General features: G+C 42.1%; 19 protein-coding genes and 1 pseudogene. 17 read left to right on the top strand and 3 right to left on the bottom strand.

The features are described from left to right. Window positions 1-206 precede the first annotated feature (206 nt). Window positions 207-1,292, top strand: a complete 1,086-nt coding sequence (gene aroC / locus F0226_RS13845) for a chorismate synthase (RefSeq protein WP_137374714.1) — start codon at window positions 207-209, stop codon at window positions 1,290-1,292. A 102-nt stretch (window positions 1,293-1,394) separates the two neighbouring features. On the opposite strand, the gene F0226_RS13840 is transcribed toward aroC, so the two are convergent. Further along, window positions 1,395-2,018, bottom strand: coding sequence for a trimeric intracellular cation channel family protein (locus F0226_RS13840; RefSeq protein ID WP_171736192.1), 624 nt, complete (start codon window positions 2,016-2,018; stop codon window positions 1,395-1,397). A gap of 231 nt (window positions 2,019-2,249) precedes the next feature. Here F0226_RS13840 and F0226_RS13835 point away from each other — a divergent pair, with 231 nt between their 5' ends. The 3 genes from F0226_RS13835 (at window position 2,250) to F0226_RS13825 (ending at window position 3,750) form a co-directional block, all read left to right on the top strand. Next, entirely contained in the window at window positions 2,250-2,780 is a 531-nt protein-coding gene (locus F0226_RS13835) for an elongation factor P hydroxylase (RefSeq protein WP_171736191.1), read from the top strand. Between the two features lie 9 nt (window positions 2,781-2,789). Further along, window positions 2,790-3,053, top strand: coding sequence for a YfcL family protein (locus tag F0226_RS13830; protein ID WP_171736190.1), 264 nt, complete (start codon window positions 2,790-2,792; stop codon window positions 3,051-3,053). Between the two features lie 169 nt (window positions 3,054-3,222). Beyond that, window positions 3,223-3,750 carry an NADPH-dependent FMN reductase gene (locus F0226_RS13825; RefSeq protein WP_171736189.1) on the top strand — a complete coding sequence of 176 codons (528 nt, stop codon included), beginning with the start codon at window positions 3,223-3,225 and terminating at the stop codon, window positions 3,748-3,750. Between the two features lie 145 nt (window positions 3,751-3,895). Here the strand turns inward: F0226_RS13825 and mnmC are convergent, their stop codons facing one another. After that, a complete protein-coding gene (mnmC, locus tag F0226_RS13820; RefSeq protein WP_171736188.1) occupies window positions 3,896-6,040 on the bottom strand; it encodes a bifunctional tRNA (5-methylaminomethyl-2-thiouridine)(34)-methyltransferase MnmD/FAD-dependent 5-carboxymethylaminomethyl-2-thiouridine(34) oxidoreductase MnmC in 2,145 nt (714 codons plus the stop codon). A gap of 56 nt (window positions 6,041-6,096) precedes the next feature. On the opposite strand from mnmC, the gene fabB reads away from it, so the two are divergent. The 10 genes and pseudogenes from fabB (at window position 6,097) to purF (ending at window position 21,721) form a co-directional block, all read left to right on the top strand. Beyond that, window positions 6,097-7,323 (top strand): beta-ketoacyl-ACP synthase I, encoded by a 1,227-nt coding sequence (fabB, locus tag F0226_RS13815; RefSeq protein ID WP_171736187.1) that lies wholly within the window; start codon window positions 6,097-6,099, stop codon window positions 7,321-7,323. A 413-nt stretch (window positions 7,324-7,736) separates the two neighbouring features. Then, window positions 7,737-8,870: a 4-phosphoerythronate dehydrogenase gene (locus tag F0226_RS13810; RefSeq protein ID WP_171736186.1), complete on the top strand. Its 1,134-nt coding sequence runs from the start codon at window positions 7,737-7,739 to the stop codon at window positions 8,868-8,870. A 12-nt stretch (window positions 8,871-8,882) separates the two neighbouring features. Then, a complete protein-coding gene (locus F0226_RS13805; protein WP_171736185.1) occupies window positions 8,883-9,896 on the top strand; it encodes an aspartate-semialdehyde dehydrogenase in 1,014 nt (337 codons plus the stop codon). 206 nt (window positions 9,897-10,102) lie between these two features. Continuing rightward, window positions 10,103-15,756 (top strand): annotated as a pseudogene (locus F0226_RS22760) (FimV/HubP family polar landmark protein). A 113-nt stretch (window positions 15,757-15,869) separates the two neighbouring features. After that, window positions 15,870-16,670 carry a tRNA pseudouridine(38-40) synthase TruA gene (gene truA, locus F0226_RS13790; protein WP_171736182.1) on the top strand — a complete coding sequence of 267 codons (801 nt, stop codon included), beginning with the start codon at window positions 15,870-15,872 and terminating at the stop codon, window positions 16,668-16,670. A 169-nt stretch (window positions 16,671-16,839) separates the two neighbouring features. After that, the gene (accD, locus tag F0226_RS13785; protein ID WP_171736181.1) at window positions 16,840-17,766 is read left to right on the top strand and encodes an acetyl-CoA carboxylase, carboxyltransferase subunit beta; all 927 of its coding nucleotides are present in this window, start codon (window positions 16,840-16,842) and stop codon (window positions 17,764-17,766) included. A gap of 42 nt (window positions 17,767-17,808) precedes the next feature. Continuing rightward, window positions 17,809-19,071, top strand: coding sequence for a bifunctional tetrahydrofolate synthase/dihydrofolate synthase (gene folC, locus F0226_RS13780; protein WP_171736180.1), 1,263 nt, complete (start codon window positions 17,809-17,811; stop codon window positions 19,069-19,071). Then, entirely contained in the window at window positions 19,072-19,620 is a 549-nt protein-coding gene (locus F0226_RS13775; RefSeq protein ID WP_171736179.1) for an SPOR domain-containing protein, read from the top strand. 61 nt (window positions 19,621-19,681) lie between these two features. Continuing rightward, a complete protein-coding gene (locus tag F0226_RS13770; protein ID WP_137374700.1) occupies window positions 19,682-20,173 on the top strand; it encodes a CvpA family protein in 492 nt (163 codons plus the stop codon). 33 nt (window positions 20,174-20,206) lie between these two features. Next, a complete protein-coding gene (gene purF / locus F0226_RS13765) occupies window positions 20,207-21,721 on the top strand; it encodes an amidophosphoribosyltransferase (protein ID WP_171736178.1) in 1,515 nt (504 codons plus the stop codon). Between the two features lie 115 nt (window positions 21,722-21,836). Here the strand turns inward: purF and F0226_RS13760 are convergent, their stop codons facing one another. Continuing rightward, the gene (locus F0226_RS13760; RefSeq protein ID WP_137374698.1) at window positions 21,837-22,712 is read right to left on the bottom strand and encodes a LysR family transcriptional regulator; all 876 of its coding nucleotides are present in this window, start codon (window positions 22,710-22,712) and stop codon (window positions 21,837-21,839) included. Between the two features lie 231 nt (window positions 22,713-22,943). On the opposite strand from F0226_RS13760, the gene F0226_RS13755 reads away from it, so the two are divergent. From F0226_RS13755 to F0226_RS13745, 3 genes are all read left to right on the top strand, one after another. Further along, entirely contained in the window at window positions 22,944-24,047 is a 1,104-nt protein-coding gene (locus F0226_RS13755) for a response regulator (RefSeq protein WP_171736177.1), read from the top strand. Between the two features lie 159 nt (window positions 24,048-24,206). Next, window positions 24,207-24,344: a hypothetical protein gene (locus F0226_RS13750; protein ID WP_171736176.1), complete on the top strand. Its 138-nt coding sequence runs from the start codon at window positions 24,207-24,209 to the stop codon at window positions 24,342-24,344. A gap of 46 nt (window positions 24,345-24,390) precedes the next feature. Further along, window positions 24,391-24,756 carry a DUF454 family protein gene (locus tag F0226_RS13745; protein WP_171736237.1) on the top strand — a complete coding sequence of 122 codons (366 nt, stop codon included), beginning with the start codon at window positions 24,391-24,393 and terminating at the stop codon, window positions 24,754-24,756. Window positions 24,757-24,780: the final 24 nt, after the last annotated feature.

The following is a 24,780-nucleotide window of genomic DNA, read 5'->3' as shown; positions in this document are numbered from 1 at the left end:
TCTTGATATGTAGATTATAGATTGAAAGGAAGCCTAACTAAGGGCTTCCTTTTTTATTTTGGCGATAAACTGTCAATTGTGTATTTTTTGGGGTTTACATCATTTGCTATTAAAGCCACTATGAATCTACGAAGAATAGACAAGTAAAGCTGTTAAATAGAAGGATTCTATCCATTTCTTGAATAATGGCTAATTTAGAGGAAGTAATGGCAGGAAACAGTATCGGACAACATTTCCGCGTGACCACGTTCGGGGAAAGTCACGGTATCGCACTAGGATGTATCGTAGATGGATGCCCACCAGGATTAAAAATTACGGAAGAGGATCTTCAGAAGGATTTGGATCGTCGTCGCCCAGGCACTTCTCGTTATACCACTGCTCGTCGCGAAGCTGATGAGGTAAAATTCTTATCAGGTGTATTTGAAGGGCAAACAACAGGCACTTCTATTGGTCTGTTAATTGAAAATACTGACCAGCGCTCTAAAGACTATTCTGAAATAAAAGATAAATTCCGCCCCGGTCATGCTGATTACACTTACCATCAAAAATATGGTGTACGTGATTACCGTGGTGGTGGTCGCTCTTCTGCTCGTGAAACCGCAATGCGTGTTGCAGCTGGTGCTATTGCGAAGAAATATCTGAAGCAAGAGTTTGGCGTTGAAATTCAAGCCTACCTTTCTCAAATGGGTGATATCTCGATTGAGAAAGTGGATTGGAACGAGATTGAGAACAACGCGTTCTTTTGCCCTGATGCAGATAAAGTCCCTGAATTTGATCAGCTTATCCGTGACCTTCTCAAAGAAGGCAACTCGATCGGCGCTAAAATCCAAGTGGTTGCGACCAAAGTCCCTGTTGGCTTAGGTGAACCTATTTTTGATCGTCTAGATGCGGATATTGCTCATGCATTAATGAGCATTAACGCGGTGAAAGGTGTCGAGATTGGTGATGGTTTTGATGTTGTGAACCAGAAAGGCAGTGAGCATCGCGACCCACTGACTCCTGAAGGTTTCTCAAGTAATCATGCTGGCGGTATCTTAGGTGGTATTTCCACTGGGCAAGATATTGTGGCAAGCATTGCGCTTAAACCAACATCTAGCATTACTGTTCCAGGTGATACCATCACTAAAGATGGTGAAGCAACGCAGTTAATTACTAAAGGTCGCCATGATCCATGTGTTGGTATTCGTGCTGTGCCGATTGCAGAAGCGATGTTAGCGATTGTATTGCTTGATCACTTATTGCGTCACCGCGGTCAAAACTTTGGTGTGACAACAGAAACACCGAAAATCTAATTCAGTTTATCTTCATTCAATACAGAATTAAGAGAGACAAAAAAGGGTTGCTTCGTAATGAAGCAACCCTTTTTATGTTCTGCTTGTTTGAGAATATCCTATCTAATGGACAGAGCTTTCTGGGTCTAGTTGGAAAGAAGGCAGACGCCATTTGAATCTAACTGCAGCCATACGCAGTAGATAGCCAGCAACAAGTGTAACAATCGTAGCGGTTACGTCGTTTATACCTAGCTCAAGAAGCCCTAAGTACAAACCTGAAGCGATAAGTGCAACAGATGCGTATAACTCTTCATGTAAAACTAATGGCGTTTGACGGCAGATAAGATCGCGCAACAGACCACCAAATACACCAGTCACCAATGCAGAAACCATACAAATTCCAGGGTGCAGACCCATAGATATAGCGACCTTAGTTCCTATAATACTGAACACAATCAGACCAAGCGCATCCAAACGAATGAATAACCCTTTCAACTTAATTACCCATTTAGCAAGACCTGTCGTAATGACACCCGCCACGCAAGTAATCGCCAAAAATTCAGGGTTTTCTACCCAGCCAAGAGGGTAGTGCCCAAGCAGAATGTCGCGCACTGTACCACCACCAATTGCGGTCGCACTTGCCACCAGCATCACGCCAAACCAATCCATTTTTTGTTTTCCGGCACTGAGTGCGCCAGTCATTGCTTCAGCCGTGATGCCAATGATATATAAAACACTTAATAGCATTGTTGTAACTCTATAAGTTGAGCCTATAAATTGGTGAAATATAAGCTCTAGGATATAAAAATGAAGCGAGAGTTTAGTGGCAAAATGGGTTGATGACGAATGAATATTTGTACTTTAAACAAGGCTTTCAGATTAGCTATAGTAATCGCTATAACAATACGAGCTATAAGGCTTTACCTTATAAATAAAAAAACGCAAAATGCAGCCGTTATTCATCATTTATTGAACACTATGAATCATCAATATTCAGACATTATTACTATCTTCAATAACACTTTCTTTGAAAGTTTTAATACTAAGTTAGAGCTAGGCAAAGACGAGCCGATTTACTTGCCTGCCGATAATACGGTACCTCACCATCGTATTATCTTTGCTCGAGGCTTTTACGCATCAGCACTGCATGAAATTGCCCATTGGTGCGTTGCAGGCGCAGAGCGTCGCTTACTTGAAGACTTTGGTTATTGGTATGAGCCAGATGGACGAACTGAAGCGGTTCAATCTGAGTTTGAAAAGGTGGAAATCCGCCCACAAGCGTATGAGTGGATTTTAGCAATGAGTGCGGGCTTTCCTTTTACAGTAAGCTGTGACAATCTACACGGCGATTTTGAGCCAGATCGTTTGGCTTTTATGCATAAAGTACATAAAGAAGTAATGGGTATTTTAGAAAGTGGCTTACCGCCAAGAGTGAAAATGCTTTCAGAAGCTTTAGTGAGCTTTTACAAAACCCCCAACTTATGTGCTAGCCAATTTATAGTGAAATAAGAGAAGACCATGATTATTGAGTTTGAAGAAAAGTTACTGGAATTGATTGATGCAAGAATTGACAATGCATCAGATGACGAATTATTTGCTGGTGGCTATCTGCGTGGTCATATCTCTCTTTCGGTTGCGACATGTGAAGAAGATGGCATTGAAAACGTTGCAGAATTAAAAGAGCGCATTGAAAAAAGTCTAGATGAAGCACGTTCAGAATTAACACCTGCAGATCGCACTATCGTGAATGATCTATGGGTTGAATTACAAAACCTCGCTTAACCCCTTCTTCCGCACTTTACCTATTTTGTGATTTTTAGACTCATTCGAATTTTTTGAATGAGTCTGTACAATTATTCTGATTGTCCCATTTGTTGAGTCAGTTATTCTAAATGCACTTAACGAGAATATGAAATCTCATCCAATTAGATTAAATATACAAGGATCTATCATGAAAGTTATCGCATTTGGTGCAAGCACAAGCTCTACTTCTATCAACAAAGCTTTGGCAACTTACACAGCAAACTTGATTGAAGGTGCTGAAGTTAAAGTTTTAGATATCAAAGATTACAACGTTCCAATGTTCAGTGAAGATACTGAAAAAGAGATCGGTCAAGCAGAAGGCGCGCAAGCTTTCCTACGTGATTTAGCAGAAGCTGATGCTTTTGTTATTTCGTTTGCAGAGCACAACGGTCACTACCCAGCGGCATACAAAAATTTGTTTGATTGGGCAACCCGTATTGAGCGTTCAGTGTTTGGTGAGAAACCAGCGGTTTACATAGCAACTTCGCCTGGTCCTGGTGGCGCTCAAACAGTACTTGGCGCAGCAGTTGGTTCAGCTCCTTACTTTGGTGGCAATGTGAAAGCATCACTTTCTGTTCCAAGTTTCTACGATAACTTTGACTTTTCAACTGGCTCGGTAAGTAATGATGATATTGCTGCACAGCTTAAAGATGCGGTTGCTAAGTTAGCTCAGTAAATTGGCAAGGTCGCTAATAGCTTTTAATTCAGTCACTAACTAACTCAAAGCTAGAAAATAAGATTATAAAAGAGCCTGACCATAATTATATGAGTCAGGCTTTTTTTGATAGGTTACCTATCTATGAACTTGCTCTGTTACATACCTAAGAATTTGCTTTTTTTTCAGCAACCCAGCCTGCGGTGAGTTCTTTTCCTTTACGTAATCTTCTTACCCACATTCGGCTTGGATGAATGGCTTCAAGCACATCAGCAGGTAGGGGTAAAGGATCCCCACAAATTTGTGACGCTAAAACCTCTGCTAAAAGAGGGGTAGAGCTTAAGCCTCGGGAGCCCAAACCGATAAAGCAGAACAAGTTCGGATAACTGGTAACTGGCTCGATATCGTCGATAGCATCACGCTGCGGATTAAAGTTGTGCAGATTCTGATATTGCTCTTTGATGGATTCTAAATCGCCAACATTACCGACGAATGGTAGGTGGTCTCGGCTCACGCTTCGGATACCTTGGCGCGCTAAGTTGCCGCTGGTATCGACATCTTGTGTCCATGACTGATCCGGTAACGAGCCGTGAAGACGTTCGCCATTGTGTTGCTGCACTTCGCTGTCAAACTCTTGGTCGATATTGGTTTTGTCGTAATTAGCGCCAATACAGTGGTGACCGTTATTTGGATTTTTCGGGGTTAGGTAACCATCAAAGCACAATACAGTTTTTAGTTTGCTTAGGTTCTCTGTAGTTGGGATATGACTGACTTGACCTTTAACTGGCGTCAGAGGTACGGGACGAGTTTGTTCAAATTGGGTGAACTTGTGTCCATTCGCGACAACGACTTGGTTGTGCTTTGTTTGAATCTCACCTTTGGGTGTTTGTATTGTGAGCTGCCATTGTTGTTCAGCTTCAAGCCACTCAAGTTGGGTGACTTGGTGGTGATAGTGCGCGCTTACTTGGCTTGTATCTTCTAACTTTTCGATTAGCCCTTGGGTAAATTGAAGAGGGCTTAACCAGCCACCAATTGGGAAGTAAACACTTTCTTTATCAACAGGTAAGCCAATCTTATCGTTCGCTTGTTTTGGCGATAAACGTTGAATCAAGTCTGTGTGAAAATTGCCTTCCAACATACGATTAAGCTTTTTCTTAGAGCTTTCATCCCACATTAAAATATTCACGCCGCACCAGTTGTGGTCGAACTCAATACTTTCCGCTGCTTGGTTGATAAATTGACGAGCAAATAAAAGCCCAGGTCCAAAGACTCGAGAAACATTGGCTTTTGCTTCACTTAGCAACGGATAAATCGCTCCTTGATTATTACCCGAGGCATTACCCGCAGCTTGCTGATGCTCGCAGTAAAGAGTAATGTTTTTTCCTCTTCGTGAAAGCGTTTTAGCTAGAGCTGCACTTGCAATTCCTCCGCCAATGATTGCAATGTCATCACAGGATGTAGGCTTAGAGAGTGCATACCAAGGTTTTATATTGGTATAAGGCACTTTATCTTTTAGCGCGCCTGCGATCATTTCACGTTTAGTACCAAAGCCTTTGACCTTTTTCATATCAAAGCCAGCTTCAATCAACCCTCTGCGAACAAAACCAGCAGCGGTGAACGTTGCGCAGCTGCAACCTTGTTTAGCCAATTTGGTCATGCCGTTGAATAGGTCTTGGTTCCACATTTCTGGGTTCTTGCTTGGTGCAAACCCGTCTAAGAACCAAGCATCAACTAAACCTTCATGTGGGGTAGGCACGTTTGGCATACAATCTTTAATATCGCCAAACCATAAGTCTAGCGTAATTGCCCCGTCAGCAAGCACAACTCGGTGGCATTCAGGAAGTGCGATTGGATAGTGAGTTTGTAATTGCTCAGCATACTTCGCAAGTTCAGGCCAAGCTTGATGTGCCTTGATTAAATCCGCTTTATTCAGTGGGTACTTTTCGAAACTGACGAAATGTAATTCTTTGGTAATAGCTTCAGGGTTATCTTTAAGGAAGGCTTCGAACCATTGCCAAACGGCTAGGAAGTTTAAGCCTGTCCCAAAGCCTGTTTCAGCAATCACAAAACGGCGCTGTTGATGTTCAACCCAACGCTCTGGTAGGTGGTTTTGTTTTAAGAAGACATAGCGAGTTTCTTCTAATCCATTTACATTAGAGAAGTAAACGTCGTCAAATTGGTCTGAAACTGGGGTACCAGCTTCGTTCCATTCCAGCTCTGCATTAGTAATTGAAGTCATAAAACCTGTCATTTTGTGATTTGAAGCGATATGTTGGAGGGGATTGTACGAATTTCTAGGAAAGCTGACCACTTTTGTTATGCTTCTTAGTTATCATCTAGTTGAATTTTGAATTATAGGAATGTCACATGAAACGAGTCGTAATCACCGGTATGGGTATTGTTTCAAGTATCGGTAACAACGTCGAAGAAGTTTTAGCATCTTTAAAAGAGGGTAAATCTGGTATCACAGCTTCAGAGCAGTTCAAGGAAAATGGCTTGCGCTCTCAAGTTTGGGGTAACCTAAAAATGAACCCTGCTGACCATATCGATCGCAAAAAAATGCGCTTTATGGGTGATGCAGCGGCATTCGCATATCTTTCAATGGAACAAGCAATTGCAGATTCAGGCTTAACTGAAGACCAAGTATCTAATGACCGCACGGGTATCGTTGCGGGTTCAGGCGGTGCTTCTTCTCTAAACCAAGTTAATGCTGTAGACATCATCCGAGAGAAAGGCGTTAAGCGTGTTGGTCCATACATGGTTCCACGTACAATGGCTTCTACGGTTTCTGCTTGTTTGGCTACTCCTTTCAAAATCCGTGGTGTGAACTATTCTATGAGTTCTGCATGTGCAACTTCTGCACACTGTATTGGTCACGCAATGGAGCTTATCCAACTAGGTAAGCAAGACGTAGTATTCGCTGGTGGCGGTGAAGAACTAGATTGGTCTCTGACTATGATGTTTGACGCTATGGGCGCACTTTCTACGAAGTACAACGACACTCCAGAATTGGCTTCTCGTACCTACGATGCAGACCGTGACGGTTTTGTTATCTCTGGTGGCGGCGGCATGCTAGTTATTGAAGAGCTTGAGCACGCTGTTGCTCGTGGCGCAAAAATCTACGGTGAAATCGTAGGTTACGGCGCAACTTCAGATGGCTACGACATGGTTGCTCCTTCTGGTGAAGGCGCGGTTCGTTGTATGAAGATGGCAATGCAAAACGTTGATGGCGTTGACTACGTGAACACTCACGGTACTTCAACTCCTGTTGGTGACGTTAAAGAACTTGGCGCAATCCAAGAAGTCTTCTCTCAAGGTAATGGCGGCGGCAACAGCCCTGCAATCTCAGCAACTAAAGCGATGACAGGTCACGCTCTAGGTGCAGCTGGTGTACACGAAGCAATTTACTCAACACTAATGCTTGATAACGGCTTTATTGCTCCAAGCATTAACGTTGCAAACCTAGACGAAGCAGGCGCAGGCTTAGACATCGTTACTGAAGCTCGTGAGCAAGAGTTGACTACAGTAATGTCTAACAGCTTTGGCTTCGGTGGTACTAACGCAACATTAGTTATTAAAAAGTACCAAGCTTAATCTTTAGCTTTATAACTGAATTTTAGTTTTATAACTTAACCTTTAGTTTCTATGAAAGGTTAAAGCACGGTTTCCAGAGCTGGTCAGTGCTCGTTTTTAACGGCTGACTGAACAGACGCAGACTTTGTCCCACGGAGAGCGGGACAGGATCCTTTTGTTCTGGATATTTGCCCGGTTGTTTATCAGCCGGGCATTTTTATATCCAATAGCCTGGTTTAATTTAAGCGCTTGGTTTATTTTAAGTGCCGAGTTTAAATTTCTGAGCTTAGTCTAATCCAAGTGCAGGTTTTTACTCTTCAGCACTTATTGGCTTTAGTCTGTGTGGTATCAATTGCAGGTATATTACCTTTCGATACTGTGATAGCTTTTCTGCATAACCTTTCCATTCTCACTTATTCAAAGAACTTACCTCGATGAAAATCTTAATTGATGAAAACATGCCTTATGCTGAGCAGTTATTTAGCCAGTTAGGGGAAGTAACACTTAAATCTGGTCGCACATTAACAGCCGATGATCTTGTGGATGTAGATGCTCTTATGATCCGCTCTGTTACTAAAGTAAACGCAGATCTAATAGCAAAAGCCAACAAACTAAAATTTGTAGGAACTGCCACCGCAGGTATGGACCATGTTGATCAAGAGTTAATGAAAGAACGAGGTATTTTCTTCACAGCTGCGCCTGGGTGCAACAAAGTTGGCGTTGCCGAATACGCCTTCAGCTCAATGATGGTGTTGGCTCAGCAACAAGGCTTTTCAGTCTTCGATAAAACGGTTGGCATAATTGGTTGCGGTCAAGTCGGTAGCTACTTGGCAAAATGTTTAGAAGGCATTGGCATTAAAGTGCTGCTAAGCGATCCTCCTAAGCAAGAAGCAGGGGATACGCGTCAATTTACTGAATTATCGACGCTCCTTGAACAGTCAGATGTGATTACCTTACATACTCCAATCACAAAAACGGGTGATCACCCAACTCACCACTTAATTGATGAGAAAGTTCTAAACGGTTTGAGAGCAGATCAAATTCTGATTAACGCGGCTCGCGGTCCAATCGTGGATAACCAAGCGTTAAAAGCCCGCCTGCAAAAAGCCGATGGTTTTACCGCAGTATTAGATGTGTTTGAGTTTGAGCCTGAAGTCGATATGGAGCTTTTGCCACTACTGGCTTTTGCTACACCACATGTCGCAGGGTATGGCTTAGAAGGCAAAGCTCGTGGTACGACAATGATCTTTAATAGCTACTGTGAGTTCTTAGGTAATGATTTAAGATCTTCTGCCAGTGATTTATTGCCAATAGCACCAGTGCCACAAATGAAATTAGATAGAGCATGGGATGAAGCAACACTGCACAATTTAACTCAGTTAGTCTATGATGTGCGCAAAGACGATGTATTGTTCCGTCGTAATATTTCTACTCCAGGATCTTTTGACAAAATGCGCAAAGAATATTGGGACAGAAGAGAGTACAGTGCGATCGAGCTGATAGGTGATGAAGAATGTAACTTATCGCCATTAGCTAAACTCGGTTTTATGGTTAAGCCAAATTTATAAAAGAGAGAAACAATGAGCCAAGAATTTAATATTGCTATTTTGGGTGCGACTGGTGCGGTTGGTGAAACCATCCTTGAAGTACTTGGAGAGCGTAAATTCCCTGTCGGTGAACTGCACTTACTAGCAAGTGAACGTAGTGAAGGCAAAACTTCCCGTTTTAACGGCAAAACAATACAAGTGCAAAATGTAGAAGACTTTGATTGGTCTCAAGTACATATTGCGTTTTTCTCTGCAGGCAGCGAACTTTCTGAAAAATGGGCACCAATTGCCGCTGACGAAGGTGTTGTAGTTATCGATAACACATCACGTTTCCGCTACGAATACGATGTTCCTCTGGTTGTGCCAGAAGTAAACCCTGAAGCCATTGCTGAATTCCGTAATCGCAATATTATTGCTAATCCAAACTGTTCAACGATTCAGATGGTAGTAGCACTTAAGCCGATTCATGATGAAGTGGGTCTTGAACGTATTAACGTATCAACTTACCAATCAGTTTCTGGTGCTGGCAAACCTGGTATCGATGAGCTTGCAGGTCAAACGGCTAAGCTACTGAACGGTACTCCAGCTGAACCTGAAGCATTTTCTCAGCAGATCGCTTTTAACTGTATTCCTCAAATCGATGAATTCACAGAAAACGGCTATACGCGTGAAGAAATGAAGATGGTATGGGAAACTCAAAAAATCTTCGCTGACTCTTCAATTACAGTGAACCCTACTTGTGTTCGTGTACCTGTATTCTACGGTCACGCAGAATCTCTACACATCGAAACTCGTTCACCAATTGGTGCAGAGCAAGCTATTCAGCTTCTAGAAAATACTGAAGGTGTTGAAGTTTTCCAAGCACTAGATTTCCCTACTCAGGTTCGTGATGCAGGTGGTAAAGACCACGTAATGGTTGGTCGTATTCGTAATGATATCAGCCATCATAGCGGTTTGAATATGTGGGTTGTCGCTGATAATGTCCGTAAAGGGGCAGCGACAAACGCAGTGCAAATTGCTGAAGTTCTTATTCGCGATTATTTCTAAGCACAAAGCCTTACCGACTAAAGCCTCACATTAAAGTGGGGCTTTTTTAATCAACAAGAACAATCGAGAAATAAATTGTGTGAAATTACTGCGAATATTGCGGCTGTGACACATTTTTTGTTTTCATTCCTATAGTTTTGCCACGTTTATCCGATATATTTAATAGATCATCATTTTATTTGAACCTAGCACTAGCTGAGCCTTTTATGTGTCAATTTTTTAAGCAGTGGTTAATGCCTTTAGCATTGATTGTTGCGTCTCAGATTTCCGTTGTTCATGCAGATACCATTCGAGTGGTTGGACCTAATGGTCAAATACAATCAGCTCCTACGTTTTCAGAACCAGTGCAGAGAACACAACAAACAGCCGCTTCCAATCAAGCGAGTGAACCATCGCGTTTTTACGGTCCAACTAATGGTACTGAAACGTTGTGGTCAGTTGCATCAAAATTACGCCCCGCTAACTCAGTTTCTGTGCAACAAACCCTGCTGGCGATTTACCAACTAAACCCGCAAGCGTTTGAGAATCAGAATATCCATAGCTTGCTCCCGAGCAGCAACTTACGAGTGCCTTCTCTAGAGCAAGTTCGCTCAAATTCGACTCAGCAAGCTGTCAGAATAATGGATTCTCACCTTGCGAAATTAAATACCCCTACGGTGACGCCAACTAATCCTGCACCTATTACGCCTATCGCAGCTACAGCTCCTTCCGCTGAAGTAGCCACGTCTCCGGTAACACCAGCAGTAACATCACCAGTTGCACCAAAAGTTCAAACAACACCTCCGCGCAGTCAGCCTACTGGTTCAAAGAAAATGAACGTTTTGGAGCAGCAGTTAGAAGTGTCGGAAAGCGAGCTTTTAGCTTTAGAAGAAAAAAATCACCAGTTGCGCCTAATGCTCTCAAATGTGCAATCAGAAGTTGATGGATTAAAAGATGAGTTAAGTGATGAAGACCGAATTCGAAACGAAGTCGAAAAGCTGCTGTCTGAAGAGCGCCAAAAAGTGGCAGAAACCCAAAAAATGGCTCCAAGTCCAATGGATGATTTCCTATCTAATGGTTGGATTGTCGCTGCTTTAGCCATAATTCCGGGTGCTCTAATAGGGTTGATCGTTGTATTGCTCCTTGGTCGTAAGTCGAACAAAGAAGATGATCAACAGCCAGAACAGAAGACTGAGCAACAGCCTCAAATCCAGGATGAAATGGCTCCTATCGCAATTGGCGATGATATGGAGAACCTTGATGATGATCTTGACCTGAGTGATGAGCTATTCGGTGACGATGATGATGCCGAAGCATTATTCAGCGATGAACCTTCAAATGAAGAAGATGATGTCTTTGCTGGTCTTAGCGATGACGATCTAGATTTCAATCTTGATGGTGAAGATGGCGATGACCCGTTCGCTGGTATTGGTGACGATGGCGACTTGGACGCCGGGTTTGATGAGCTCGATAGTGCAACTGGCATTAGTGTTAATGGTGAAGATAAAGCGCTCGGATTGGAAGAGATGGAACGTTCTCTGGATGAGAACCCTGTTGATTCTCTTGAAGATAGTGAAGGCGATTTTGACCTTTCCGATGATAGTGCAATGTCGATGGATGATATCGAGGCTCTACTTTCTGAAGAAGCACCTGTTGAAGATTTAGGTTCAGACTCGCTTGATCAATCTATGCTTGATGATTTGCTTTCTGGATCCGGCGATGATGACGATGATGATTTCGATATTGATGCGCTTATTTCAGACCAACAAGCGGATAGCTCGCCATCTCAAGATGCTGCAAGTGACGATTTTGATATTGATGCATTACTTGCTGAACAACAAGGTGATACAGCGACACCTGAAGATTCGGCTAGTGATGACTTTGACATCGATGCATTAATATCAGAGCAACAAGATGCACCAACAGTAAGTTCTGAAGATGATATCGACGATATCTTTGCTCAAGTAGAAGCTGAAACGAATGCTGCTAAACCAGCCGCAGATGAGTTTGATCTTGGTGCGGCAGAGCTCGCATCCGATGATGACATTGATAGTATTCTTTCTCAGTTCAATGAACCTGTTGTAGAAGAGTCTTCACTAGAAGAAACGGAAGAAGAGCCGATTAGTTCTGCAGAAACTGCAGCGGATTATGGTTTAGAGAATACCGAGCTTCTTGATGAGTTACTTGATGGTAATGATTTTGATTTGTCTGACTCAACAGATTTGCTTGATGACGTACTTAATGAGCCTGAAGCTACCTCTGAAGACAATGAGTATGATCCTCTTGCTGAATTAGAAGAGTTATCAGGCTTATCTGATGAAGAGTCAATTGATGAAGACAGCACTGATACTTTAGAAGAACTACTATCTGAAAGTTCTGATGAGACTGATGACTTTAATCTCGAAGAGGATAGTACCGATCTCTTAGATGATTTCTTATCGGAAAGTACTGATGACGATATCTCGAATCTGTCTCTGGATAGTGATGAAACTTTAGACGAACTGCTTGGTGATGATCTAACCGATGATGGTGCAGAAGAGTCAGGCAGTTTGGATCCATTTGATGACCTCATTGGCAGTGATATTGAAGACTCAGAGTCTCTTGATGCTGATTTAGATGATGAGCCTGAACAACCTGAACAACCTGAATCACCGAATGCTGATTTTGAACTTCCCGAAGAAATTTCGGCTGATGCTTTAGAATCAGAAGAATCAGAAGAATCAGAAGAACCGGAAAAGCTAACTGAAGCTGACGATTCGGATGATGATATTGAGTTTAATAGTGAAGAGTTTATCGATGATCTATTTGAGGTTGCCCCTCAAGCAGATCCGCTACTTGATGACACTATCGAGCCATCTGGCGAAACAGTAACTAATGATATCAATTCGATTGACGATCTTGAGTTGGACGGGGAAGATTTAGAATCTCCAGAATCTCCAGAATCTCCAGAATCTCCAGAATCTCCAGAATCTCCAGAATCTCCAGAATCTCCAGTTTCTGAAAGTGAGACTTTAGAAGCTGATGACCTCGATTTAAGTGGTGTATCTGAAGAAGATGAAGACACAGTTGAAGATTGGTTGTCAGAAGCGATTGATGATGTTGAATCTGCGTCTGATTATGAAGCGGACTTTGACTTTACTCCTGAAATTCAAGGGAATGAACAGTTTGACAAGTAGCTGTAGATGAATCTGTGCCAGAGCCAGAGCCAGAGGCAGAGCTAGAGCCAGAGCCAGAGCCGGAGCCAGAGCCAGAGCCAGAGCCAGAGCCAGAGCCAGAGCCAGAGCCAGAGCCAGAGCCAGAGCCAGCCAAGTCTGAAGTCATGCCTGAGTCAATTCCGAATGAATTCGGTGTGCCTCAAGATGATGATTGGTTATTTGAAGAGGAACCACCAACGCCAGAGCAAGAGAGTGTTCAGGATATCGCTCCTGAAACCGAGTCTGCTCCTCAACAAGAAGCGGAACAAGCAGTTCCAGAGCTCCCTGAGCTTGAAGATGTGGCTGAAACTGACTTCTCTGCCCCTGAAACTGCAGAGCAGCAAGTAACAGCGGCAGTAGAAGGTGATGATGCACTTAGTTCGGATGAAGGTGCGCTTTCTGAAAGCTCACCAGTAGTGGAAGTACCTACTAGCGATGAAACTATTGCAACAGAAGTTCCTCAAGTAGAAGAAGTGTCACCAGCTGATGAAGTTGCTGAACAAGAAGACGTTCTTACGCAAGAAGAGCCGATTACACAAGAAGAACCTATTTCGTTAGAGGAACCTGTTGCAGCAGAAGAACCTAGCGTGGAAGAAGACTCTTTGTTGGAACAAGCTCCACCTGTTGAAGATATCGAAATGGACAGCTCTGATGACCTCTCGTTTGATGACTTAGAGCTTCCAGAATTTGGTGAAGATGAAGCGTTAGCGGATTTAGAAACTCCTGAAGAAGAAGCACCAACTGATACTGAAAGTGATCTTGAGAGTGAACAACAAGATGCTACACCTTCATCCGTTGATCCGTCAGCACCTGAAAGCCTCCAAGATGAAGATCTGGATGATTTTTCAATTGATGACTTAGAGCTACCTGAGTTTGGTGAAGATGAAGCGTTAGCGGATTTAGAAACTCCTGAAAGAGAAGCACCAACTGATACTGAAAGAGATCTTGATAGTGAACAGCAAGAGGCAGCACCTTCAGCCTTTGAGCAGCCAGTACCTGAAAGCTTCCAAGGTGAAGAGCTGGATGATTTTTCAATTGATGACTTAGAGATACCTGAGTTTGGTGAAGATGAAGCGTTAGCTGATTTAGAAACTCCTGAAGAAGCACCAACTGATACTGAAAGAGATCTTGATAGTGAACAGCAAGAAGCTGCACCTTCAGCCGTTGAACAGCCAGCACCTGAAAGCCTCCAAGGTGAAGATCTAGATGATTTTTCAATTGATGACTTGGAGCTTCCCGAGTTCGGCGAAGAAGAAGCACTAGCTGATTCTGAGAATACTCTTGAAGCTGAGTCTGAAGTTGATGCGCCTTTACAGGATGTTGCTCAAGGTGAGAATAAGCTTGAAGAATCAGAACAAGAAATTGAGTCGCTTTCTGAGTCGATGGAAGAAACGTTACCTTCAGATGAAGATGACAAGTCTCCTGAAGAAAACGTCATTCAAGAAGAGATACCTGCAGGCAATGATCCGGTAGAAAGTGAAGCCGATGAGGATGTCACTTTTGATGATTTAGAGTTACCGGAATTTGATGAGGCTGATGCTTTAGCAGAAGCTATCAGCTCAGGAGATGAAGAACTTTTAGAACAAGATTTAACCAGTGATTTAGAAGCTTTTGAGTTTGATGACAAGGATCTACCTGAATATGACGAAGAAAGCGCTAAAGCTGACTCTGCGGTAGAACCTGGCGATTCAGATGAGTCACTGCCAGTATCTGAAGAGTTTGGTTTAGAAATCGATGAGCTCGAATTACCAGAATATGGTGAAGACGATGCTATTTCTGATGCTTTCTCTGAAAACGCGCCTGTTGAAGCAGATTCTAATGAATTTGAAACGGGTTCTAATGATAATCAAACCACAGAAGAGGTTTCACAAGAAAAGCCAATAGAGAGCTTTGTGGGTGAAGAGGGCGATGATCAAGATGCACTGCATGATTTATTCTCAAATCCAAGTTCGCTAGATCTATCAAGTTCACTAGATTCTGATGATCATAATCCTGAAGCTTTTAACACCGAAGCACAGAATACCGAACCGCTGGACATTGAAGATGAGCTTTTAGATGGCTTTGACAATTTCGATGAAACCGCTTTAGCTGAGCTATTATCTGAAGATGTTCAAGACTCAGTAGACAACATGTTCTCTCAACCTATGGATTCTACTTCAATCGATAGTGCTGGGCTGGATCTTGAAGCCATGCTAGAAGTGGGTGGCGAAGACTGGAATGGTTTTAGCTTATCGCCAGATCAACAATCGGAATTACCTAGTGATGTACCTGCTGATCAACAAGAAGTATGGGACTCATTAAAACAACAGCCAGAGCCTAAAATTCAAGAAGAAAATTGGGGTCAACAAGAGAACCTGACAGAGCAAGAGGCTAGCTCAAACTCATACATGACAATTGATGAGTTGATGGCTCAAGTTGAAGGAGAGGGAGAAGCTCTTAACCCAGATGAAGAAGAACTGAAACTTGATGTTGGCTTGAATGAATTTCCGGATGTAATAGGTGATATTGGCGATATTGATGTCGACAGTAACGCTGAGGCGGCTGGGAAGCTCGATTTAGCGAAGATATACATTGAGATGAGTGATCCACAAGGAGCAATAAAATTACTTGAGGAAGCCATAGTTGATGGCAGCGATGATATTCGCCGTGAGGCAAAAAATCTTATCGATGTCTTAAACGGTCGATAATAATAAACATCTTATAAGGGTAGCTGAAGCTACCCTTTATTTTTCTTGCTCACTGGCTCCGTGAGCCTTTTTAAGTATATACTTCCAGCCCCTTTTTCAAAGAGAACGAAAACATGAAAATTGCTTTAGGTATTGAATACAACGGTACCCACTATTTTGGTTGGCAGCGCCAACGTGACGTAAAAAGTGTCCAAGAAGAATTGGAAAAGGCTCTTTCTGTTGTCGCAAACCATCCTATTGAAGTGCAGTGTGCCGGTCGTACAGACGCAGGGGTACATGGTACAGGGCAAGTTGTTCACTTTGAGACGAATGTTGACCGAAAAATGGTAGCGTGGACGATGGGGGCAAATGCAAATATGCCTAAAGATATCGCCGTTCGTTGGGCTAAAGAAGTGCCTGAAGAGTTCCATGCCCGCTTCACTGCAACTGCAAGACGCTACCGCTATGTGATTTTTAATCATGCTCTAAGACCTGGAATTTTGAACTCAGGGGTCAGTCATTATCATGGTGATCTTGATGAGGAAAAAATGCATGAAGCCGGTCAGTACTTACTCGGTGAAAACGACTTCACCTCATTTAGAGCTATGCATTGCCAGTCTCGCAGCCCTTGGCGCAACATCATGCATTTAAACGTCACCCGCCATGGTCACTATATTGTGATTGATATAAAGGCGAATGCTTTCGTCCACCATATGGTACGAAATATCACAGGAAGTCTCATTGCTGTCGGTAAGGGAGATAAATCTCCAGAGTGGATTCAATGGTTGCTTGAGGCTAAAGAGAGAAGGTTAGCTGGGGCAACAGCAAAAGCGGAAGGCTTATACCTAGTTGATGTTGATTACCCTGAACATTTTGAGTTACCACGCGAACCTATAGGTCCGTTATTTCTTCCTGATAATTTGAATAAAATGTGAGACTTAGGTTCAAAAATTATTATCAGATGGTGAGTAATATAGAGTGAAAAAATAGGTACAACCAGTTTTTTATCTACACTCGCTGTTTTATGTGGTTTAATCTCCTCGCATAATTCCCAAATTTATTTCTTTCGCAATTAGGCGGAGGAATCGAAATAAAAGGTCTTCCATGAGTTGGCTTGAAAAAATTTTAGAAAAGAGCAACATCGTTTCATCTCGTAAAGCGTCTATCCCTGAAGGGGTTTGGACTAAATGTACTTCTTGCGAGCAAGTGCTTTACCATGCTGAGTTAGAGCGTAACCTAGAAGTATGTCCGAAATGTGACCATCACATGCGTATGAAGGCGCGTCGTCGTCTTGACACCTTTCTTGATAAAGGTGAACGCGTTGAACTAGGTTCTGAACTAGAGCCGCGTGATAAGCTTAAGTTTAAAGACTCAAAACGTTATAAAGAACGTATCTCTACTGCTCAAAAGAACAGTGGCGAAACGGATGCATTAATTGCAATGAAGGGTGAACTTCTTGGCATGCCAATCGTAGCGTGTGCTTTTGAATTTTCTTTCATGGGCGGTTCAATGGGTTCTGTTGTTGGTGCTCGTTTCGTTAAAGCAGTCGATGCAGCTATTGAAAACAACTGCGGTTTAGTTTGTTTTTCTGCAAGTGGCGGTGCACGTATGCAAGAGGCTCTAATGTCTCTAATGCAAATGGCGAAAACCAGTGCGGCACTAGAGCGTTTATCTGCTAAAGGTCTTCCATTTGTATCAGTAATGACTGATCCAACAATGGGCGGTGTTTCAGCGAGTCTTGCGATGCTTGGTGATATCAATATTGGTGAACCAAAAGCTCTGATTGGCTTTGCTGGTCGCCGAGTGATTGAACAAACAGTACGTGAAGACCTTCCTGAAGGTTTCCAGCGCAGTGAGTTCTTATTGGATCATGGTGCAATCGATATGATCGTTGATCGACGTGAAATGCGTCAGCGTGTTGCTAGCCTAGTTGCTAAAATGACCAATCATTCTTCTCCATTAGTAGTTTCTGTGAACGATTCACCGAATGAAGCTGCTTATGAAGTACCAGAAGCTTCAGAAAAAGGGTAAAGTACTCTCTAACAAACCGACATAATTATGGTTATAAGTTAGATGAGTCAACAACCTATTCCTCAAGCCACATCCTCATTAGAGATGTGGCTTGATTATTTATCAAACATCCACACTAGTGCTATTGACTTAGGTTTAGACCGAGTTAAAGCCGTTGCTTTAAAAGCAAACCTCATAAAGCCTGCCAAACATATCATCACTGTTGCCGGAACTAACGGCAAAGGTTCAACTTGTGCATTGATGGAAGCAATCTTACTTGATGCTGGATATTCTGTTGGCGTTTACAGTTCTCCTCACTTGATTCGCTATAACGAACGAGTACGTATTAATGGGCAAGATCTTCCTGACCAAAAGTTAGTTTCTTCATTCGATTTCATTGAACATGAACGTGGCGATATTAGCCTGAGTTTCTTTGAATATGGCACATTAGCAGCATTGCGATCTTTTCAAGTTGAGCAAGTTGATGTGGTCTTACTTGAAGTTGGGCTTGGAGGAAGATTAGACGCAACTAATATTGTAGATCATGATGTTTCTGTGATTACGAGTTTAGCCGTTGATCATGTCGATTGGCTCGGTGATGATATTAATGCTATTGGTTTTGAAAAAGCGGGTATCTATCGCAGCGGTAAGCCTGCTATTTGCGGTCAACCTAAGCCTCCTGCAACGGTTGCAGCTCATGCAGATGATATCAGCGCTGAGTTTTACCAAGTTGGTATCCAATATACTTATCAAGTTGATGGCGATGTATGGCACTGGAACAGTGGTGCTTTCCAACTTGAAAATCTTCCCGTACCCAGTTTACCCTTGCCGAATGCGGCAACGGCTTTAATGGCTTTAGGAACATCAGAGCTAAGCATCAGTGATGTGAATGTCGTTAATGGTCTGAAAAGTGCTAAGCTACCAGGAAGAATGCAGCAAATTAGCCATGAACCTATCATTGTTTTAGATGTGGCGCATAACCCTCATTCAGCTGAGTATTTTGCAACGCAAGTAGAGCAACTCTATGCTGGAAAAACACTGCATATGGTAGTGGCAATGCTGCATGATAAAGATATCCCCGCAACTTTAGACGTTCTTTCTCCCATTGCTCATCATTGGTACCCTGCTTCATTACAAGGTCCAAGGGCTGCAACAGCCAATGAGCTTTGTCAGAGTTTACCTGTAAGTGTCAGTGAGTTTTCTAGCCCTGTCGATGCGTTTAATGCTGCTGTAGTTGCAGCAAAGCCTGAGGATGTCATTCTTGTCGTGGGTTCGTTCCATACTGTGGGTGAGGTATTGGAGCATTGGCAGAAAAAAGGAAATTAGATGGCAAGTAAATTTCAAAGCAGACTGGTTGGTACTATTGTTTTGGTCGCTATCGGTGTGATCGTTTTACCAGATGTACTTGATGGTAAAAAGGCACACTACAAAGAAGAATTTGCGAGTATTCCAATCAAGCCAGAACTGGAAAGTAATATTGAAGTCTTTGAGGTCATTGAACCAATAGAGGATGATATAGCACTTCCTGATTCACCAGTTGCACAAACCGCGAAAAGTTCTATTGAGAACTCTAAGCAAGCTTCTGTTGATGAAGTTGTTGTAGTCGAGAAAGTCATTCCAGAGAGAAATGAATATCAAGAGAGTGCTTGGATTATTCAGCTAATGGCTTTGAAGAATGCAGACAATGCAAAAAATGTGGTTAAGGATTTGCAAAAGCGTGGCTATCAAGCTCATGCGAAGCAAGAAAAATCATTTACGAGAGTAATTGTTGGACCTGATGTTTCTAAATCTAAACTTGAGCGACAAGTTAAGGAATTAGAAAAAATTACCGGTTCAAAAGGTCAATTGCTCAAATTTAAGCCGTTAAATCCATAAGAAAACGTTTGCGTCAGCATTTTTTCTGTTAAAATGCGCGCCAACTTAAGATGAAGAATTCATGAATTGGTTAGATTTTGTCATTTTAGGCGTGATCGGCTTCTCTGCCGTGATCAGTTTAGTCCGTGGTTTCGCTAAAGAAGCATTATCACTTGTTATTTGGTTTGGAGCATTTTTTATTGCTAGCCAGTACTACGCGAAATTAGCGGTGTACTTCACCAATATCGAAGATGAGATGTTTCGTAACGGAACGGCAATTGCAGCGTTATTTGTTGCAACACTAGTGGTTGGTGCATTGGTTAACTATGTCATCGGTCAGCTAGTACAGAAAACAGGGCTATCAGGTACAGATAGAATCCTCGGAGTCGTATTTGGCGCTTTACGAGGTGTTTTAATTGTATCAGCAGTACTGTTTTTTATGGATGCGTTTACCGCATTCCCAAGTTCGGAATGGTGGACAAGCTCTCAGCTAGTACCTGAGTTTAGCCGAATCATCGCCCCATTCTTTGAACATTTACAAGCAACATCTAGTTTCTTATCTGGCGCATTTTAGCGCCAGTTACTGTCGCAAATCGAGGATTAGAACATGTGTGGTATTGTTGGAATCGTAGGTTCAACGCCTGTAAACCAGTCAATTTATGACGCGTTAACGGTATTACAGCATCGTGGCCAAGATGCCGCTGGTATTTGTACCATTGAAAGCAATCGTTTCCGTCTGCGTAAAGCTAACGGTTTAGTAAAAGATGTTTTTGAAGCAAAACACATGCAACGCCTACAAGGTTCAGTAGGCATTGGACATGTTCGTTACCCAACTGCAGGTAGTTCAAGTGCCTCAGAAGCTCAGCCTTTCTATGTAAACTCACCTTTCGGTATCACTCTTGCTCACAATGGTAACTTAACAAATGCGAATCAAGTTCGTGAGAAGCTATTTGAAAAAGACCGCCGTCATGTAAACACTACTTCTGATTCAGAAGTGCTGCTTAACGTTCTTGCTCACGAAATTGACACAGTGAAAGGCAACGTAACCTCTGATGATGTGTTTCGTGCTGTAACAAATGTTCACCGTACAATTCGTGGCGCTTATGCGGTTACTGCTATGATCATTGGTCACGGTATGGTTGCGTTTCGTGACCCACATGGCATTCGTCCTTTATGCCTAGGTAAGCGTGAAGTTAATGGTCAAACAGAGTATATGGTTGCTTCAGAATCTGTTGCGTTAGATGCGGTTGGTTTTGACTTTATGCGTGATGTAGCTCCGGGTGAGGCCATTTATGCGACATTCGAAGGTGAGCTCTTTACTAAGCAATGTGCAGATAACCCGCAGCTAAACCCATGTATTTTTGAATTTGTTTACTTTGCACGTCCTGATTCTTTCATCGATAAAGTGTCTGTATACAGCGCACGTGTTGAAATGGGTGAGATGTTAGGTAAGCGCATTAAAGAAGAATATTCTGATCTTGATATCGATGTGGTTATCCCTATTCCAGAAACTTCTAACGATATTGCTCTGCGTATTGCTCAAGCTATCGATAAGCCATACCGACAAGGGTTTGTTAAAAACCGTTATGTAGGTCGTACGTTTATTATGCCAGGTCAACAGCAACGTAAGAAATCGGTCCGTCGTAAACTCAATGCAATTCGTTCTGAGTTTAAAGGTAAGAATGTACTGTTGGTTGATGACTCAATTGTTCGCGGTACCACTTCTGAACAGATCATTGAAATGGCACGTGACTCAGGTGCAAATAAAGTGTTCATGGTTTCAGCAGCACCTGAAGTTCGTTTCCCTAATGTGTATGGTATTGATATGCCAAGCGCAACAGAGCTGATTGCTCATGGTCGTGATAATGCAACGATCTGTAAGCAAATTGGTGCTGATGCGTTAATCTTCCAAACACTTGAAGATTTAATCTCTGCAGTTGGTATGGGTAATCAAGACATCGCTCGTTTTGATACATCAGTATTCAACGGCGAATACGTGACTGGCGATATTGACCAGAAGTATTTAGATTTCTTAGATTCATTGCGTAATGATGACTCGAAAACAGAGCGTGAAATTGCTCAAGACTTAGCGAACCTAGAATTGCATAATGAAGGTGCGTAGCACTTTGTAGCAACTCAGTTTAAACAAAAAAACCAGAGTCTAGCTCTGGTTTTTTGTTTTTAATTTGACTGAAAGCTAAATTATTCTAGTCAGTTCAGTGATTAGTGATTAGTGATTAGTGAATGTGGTAAGCGATCACAAAATCAATGAACAAACGTACTTTTTCAGGTAAGTGGTCTTTGTGATTATAGAGCATGTAGATGTCTCTAGGGTTTGCACTCCAATCTTCTAAAACCTGAACTAAACTTCCATCTTCAATGTATTCCCGGATCATGACATCAGGCATAAGGGTGATACCTAATCCTTCGGAGCATGCTTGTCTAACCACATTTAGAGCATTGGCATTGAAGCGACCTTTTTCGCTATTAACAACGGTTTCATCATTCGAGTTATTCAGTTGCCACTTTATTAAAGGGTAACCTTTAAGCAAGGAGTGGTTTGCAAGTTCTTCAGCGTGACAAGGTGCCGAGTTTTTCGATAAATAAATAGGACTCGCGACTAGGATGTCCTTCACTTCACTTATCTTTCTTGCAATAAGACTTGAATCTCTCTGTGGACCCACTCGGAAGATGACATCCCACTCTGTTGGATCTAATTGATCTGCTTGGTTGTTCATCATCAGTTCCAAATTGATATCTGGATACTTGGTCATGAAGTCGCTGAACATTGGCATCATCATACGTTTGGTCAAATTCGATGGTGCCGATATTTTGATTTTGCCAGATGCGCCTTTACATTCATCAGTTAGTTCTTCAGCTGTTGAAGCTAATCTTTGCAGTAAAGGAGAGCATTCGTTAAAAAAACGTTCGCCTGCTTCTGTCAATGAAAGTTTACGGGCATGGCGATTGAGTAGCCTCAGGTTCAATGAATCTTCTAAAGCTTGAATGCGTCGAGTAATTGTCGCAACTGGAATCATTGTCTTGCGTGATGTTGCGGTATAGCTCCCATTTTCAACGACTAATCGAAATAGGTTTAAATCATCTAATTTCATACGTCCAGACACATTTGTTTACTAATTGACTTAATTTATACGTAACACAGTAATCAAAGTTTGCGTCACGTCAACTTGTAGTACTATTTATAGTATTCCAATACCTCGAAAGAATTACCAGCTGTGGTGGTGAAATTTGTGTAAATGGTATTTTATTACTAAGTTTTATATGAATATCGATAAACAGATAACAATAATAATTCGAATAATTGTTTTGTGAGGTTAAAGATTATGTACAAAACTCACAGTCAGCCAGTAATGACCTCGGCACAAGAAGTGATTAACCAGAAGTGCATTATGTTGGTTGACGATGACCCGATTTTTCGCCGTATAACCAGTGCTTTTTTAAACGCACAAGGGTATGAGGTGATAGAAGCTGAAAATGGGCTAGACGCATTACAACAATTACGCAAAGCAGATACTGATCTCGTCGTGTGTGATCTATCTATGCCTGTATTGGATGGTATAGAGTTGGTTGAGGAGCTGAGTTTAGAATACCCATCATTGCCGATGATCGTTGTTTCTGCCACAGATGAAATGTCCGATGTCGCGAAAGCTTTGCGTTTTGGTATTAAGGACTTCTTACCTAAACCAATTGAGAACCACCAACATCTAGCCAGTGCGATAGAGAATACTTTAAAAGATTCTTTTGACCATTTATCTGATCAAAGGGATTTTTCTAGCCAGTGGTTCAGTGTAGATGATGGAGGGGAGATACCAGAAGATCAGGAATTGCACTGGCATCTCGATTACCTTCAAGATAACCCTAGTGCTGCAAAAGATTTATTGCACGCATTGCTGCCTGATAAAGATACGCATCAAGGCATTTGGAAATGTAGCTACCGTTTATTGCAATCAGCAGATGTGATGCCTTTAGTTTTCGATTACGCATGGATGATGAATGGTCAGTTCGCATTTTATCTTGTGGATTCTTCATCTTCAGAGCAAGGCGGGGCTGCAACAACCTTGTTAGTTAGAGCTTTGTTTCACGATTACTTAAGAAATTTAAAAAGTTTTAACCCTGATTTAAAAGATATGGCGGATATTTTAGAGAAAGGAATTCAATGCTCTGAGTGTGCAACACCTGTGAATGCTTTGTTTGGTATTGCTGATTTGTCTGAAGCTACAGTCTCTATTTTACCAGCAGGGCTCGATGCCCAGTGGTCCAATGGTTATGTAAATCAGCATATTGCTGCAGGTAATCAACTAGGCAGTAATTGTAAGAAAAACTTTATTACACAAGAGTTGCCTATTCGGTCTGGATGTCAGCTATCAATGAGTTGTCTAGGGTCCTCTAGTTTCAGCTTAAATATCCATCAAGGGTCGACAAATTAACCCTATAGTTACTCGGTTTTTGTGAATAAATGATTAAGGTATAGTTGCGCAATTGGTGTGGCTATGCCTTTTTTGTTAAATGCGTATTTTGTCGGAGTATGTGAACAAAGAGTGCGTGGTTGCATGAGAATTATTTACTAACAAAAACAAGAAGCAATCATGGCAGATAACAAAGACTTTCAAGACCCGTTTAATGTATTCTACTTTTTAGGATTTTTAGCCGCATTTTTATTAATTCCACTACTACCAGCAACCATCACGTTGTTCCGTGTATTTAATGGCTATGCTACTTTTTAGTTGATTACCGGAGGTCACTATCAGCATTCGACATCTTAGCCTGAATATTGCTGGTGGCCTTTGTATTGTTCTCGCCTTTCTTGGGATTCTTCTTCCTGTTCTTCCCACTACACCATTTTTGCTTCTAGCAAGTGCTTGTTTTATGCGCAGCAACCCCAAAGTGCACCGTTGGATGCATGAACATAAGACCTTGGGTCCACTGCTTAAGAATTGGTATGAATATGGTGCAGTCACAAAACAAGTAAAAACACGTGGTGTAATTTTTATACTGTTTAGCTTCTTTCTCTCAATATATTTCTCGCCGATCCTTTGGGTAAAAGGCTTCCTTGTCGTTGTTCTTATTATTCTCTTATCATGGTTTCTTCGTCTTCCAACGCACGAGTTGGTTGCTGATAGCGAAGAAAATCACTAACATTAACGCAGTATGCCTGCTTAT

Origin of the sequence: Vibrio sp. 99-70-13A1 (assembly GCF_013114625.1) — a bacterium.
Classification (GTDB): domain Bacteria; phylum Pseudomonadota; class Gammaproteobacteria; order Enterobacterales; family Vibrionaceae; genus Vibrio.
This window is presented reverse-complemented; position numbering and strand designations above follow the sequence as displayed.

What these genes read in the sequence shown, in the direction of transcription:
- F0226_RS13830 (WP_171736190.1), top strand. Translation starts at nt 2,790, where the DNA reads ATGATTATTGAGTTTGAAGAAAAGTTACTGGAATTGATTGATGCAAGA.
- folC (WP_171736180.1), top strand. Translation starts at nt 17,809, where the DNA reads ATGAGTCAACAACCTATTCCTCAAGCCACATCCTCATTAGAGATGTGG.
- F0226_RS13805 (WP_171736185.1), top strand. Translation starts at nt 8,883, where the DNA reads ATGAGCCAAGAATTTAATATTGCTATTTTGGGTGCGACTGGTGCGGTT.
- aroC (WP_137374714.1), top strand. Translation starts at nt 207, where the DNA reads ATGGCAGGAAACAGTATCGGACAACATTTCCGCGTGACCACGTTCGGG.
- F0226_RS13810 (WP_171736186.1), top strand. Translation starts at nt 7,737, where the DNA reads ATGAAAATCTTAATTGATGAAAACATGCCTTATGCTGAGCAGTTATTT.
- purF (WP_171736178.1), top strand. Translation starts at nt 20,207, where the DNA reads ATGTGTGGTATTGTTGGAATCGTAGGTTCAACGCCTGTAAACCAGTCA.
- accD (WP_171736181.1), top strand. Translation starts at nt 16,840, where the DNA reads ATGAGTTGGCTTGAAAAAATTTTAGAAAAGAGCAACATCGTTTCATCT.
- F0226_RS13840 (WP_171736192.1), bottom strand. Translation starts at nt 2,018, where the DNA reads ATGCTATTAAGTGTTTTATATATCATTGGCATCACGGCTGAAGCAATG.
- F0226_RS13825 (WP_171736189.1), top strand. Translation starts at nt 3,223, where the DNA reads ATGAAAGTTATCGCATTTGGTGCAAGCACAAGCTCTACTTCTATCAAC.
- F0226_RS13760 (WP_137374698.1), bottom strand. Translation starts at nt 22,712, where the DNA reads ATGAAATTAGATGATTTAAACCTATTTCGATTAGTCGTTGAAAATGGG.
- F0226_RS13755 (WP_171736177.1), top strand. Translation starts at nt 22,944, where the DNA reads ATGTACAAAACTCACAGTCAGCCAGTAATGACCTCGGCACAAGAAGTG.
- F0226_RS13750 (WP_171736176.1), top strand. Translation starts at nt 24,207, where the DNA reads ATGGCAGATAACAAAGACTTTCAAGACCCGTTTAATGTATTCTACTTT.
- F0226_RS13835 (WP_171736191.1), top strand. Translation starts at nt 2,250, where the DNA reads ATGAATCATCAATATTCAGACATTATTACTATCTTCAATAACACTTTC.
- truA (WP_171736182.1), top strand. Translation starts at nt 15,870, where the DNA reads ATGAAAATTGCTTTAGGTATTGAATACAACGGTACCCACTATTTTGGT.
- F0226_RS13770 (WP_137374700.1), top strand. Translation starts at nt 19,682, where the DNA reads ATGAATTGGTTAGATTTTGTCATTTTAGGCGTGATCGGCTTCTCTGCC.
- fabB (WP_171736187.1), top strand. Translation starts at nt 6,097, where the DNA reads ATGAAACGAGTCGTAATCACCGGTATGGGTATTGTTTCAAGTATCGGT.
- F0226_RS13775 (WP_171736179.1), top strand. Translation starts at nt 19,072, where the DNA reads ATGGCAAGTAAATTTCAAAGCAGACTGGTTGGTACTATTGTTTTGGTC.